The sequence below is a fragment of the Pseudomonas sp. SIMBA_041 genome (assembly GCF_046535095.1).
GTDB classification, from domain to species: domain Bacteria; phylum Pseudomonadota; class Gammaproteobacteria; order Pseudomonadales; family Pseudomonadaceae; genus Aquipseudomonas; species Aquipseudomonas mucoides.
Map to the genome: position 1 here is coordinate 1 of NZ_JAWRXJ010001062.1, position 228 is coordinate 228.

The window sequence follows — 228 nt, forward strand, 5'->3', positions numbered from 1 at the left end:
GCTATTGTTGGTTCGGTCATGTTGGCTTTTTCAGGCTTGTTTATCGGTGCACCTATTGGTCTTATGACAGGTATTTACTTATCTGAGTTTTCTAAAGGCAGTATGCTGGGCAAGGTCACTCGCTTCTTAAATGATATTCTATTGTCAGCACCATCGATTGTCATCGGTCTATTTATCTATGCACTGATGGTAAAAGGTCAAAGTTTCTCTGGTTGGGCAGGCGCGTTG

1 pseudogene is annotated in these 228 nt (G+C 42.5%); it reads left to right on the top strand.

The features are described 5' to 3' along the window. A pseudogene (locus SB725_RS34365) lies at window positions 1–228 on the top strand (phosphate ABC transporter, permease protein PstA); the annotation flags it as partial.